This is a genomic window from Bradyrhizobium sp. CFUWI, assembly GCF_056429085.1.
In genome coordinates this window covers 1-400 of the sequence record NZ_JBWJZE010000290.1, presented here as the reverse complement: position 1 = coordinate 400, position 400 = coordinate 1, and the positions used below count along the sequence as shown (strand labels likewise).

The following is a 400-nucleotide window of genomic DNA, read 5'->3' as shown; positions in this document are numbered from 1 at the left end:
CCTCGGCCACGGTGGTGATCTACGGCAAGGCGCTGTGGGACCCGGTGGACCTGGCGAGCCGCATGACCGGCGCGGCCGTGCTGATCGCGCTCATCATCCTGCTGATCGACACCGTGAGCGTGAACCTGGCCGCCAACCTGGTCGGGCCGGCCTACGACTTCTCGGCGCTCAACCCCGAGCGCATCAGCTACCGCGTGGGCGGCTACATCACCGTGGGCATCGCCATCGCGATGATGCCGTGGAAGATCCTCGAATCGACCCAGGGCTACATCTTCACGTGGCTCAACGGCTATTCGGCACTGCTCGGGCCGGTGGCGGGCATCCTGATGGTGGATTACTACCTGGTGCGGCGCACGCGGCTGGACGTGCCGGCGCTCTATGCCGACACCGGCCCCTACGC

At 67.2% G+C, this 400-nt stretch carries 1 protein-coding gene; it reads left to right on the top strand.

All coding sequences use genetic code 11. The features are described 5' to 3' along the window. On the top strand, positions 1-400 hold a 400-nt coding region (locus tag AC066S_RS39855; RefSeq protein ID WP_478272073.1), incomplete at both ends, for a cytosine permease.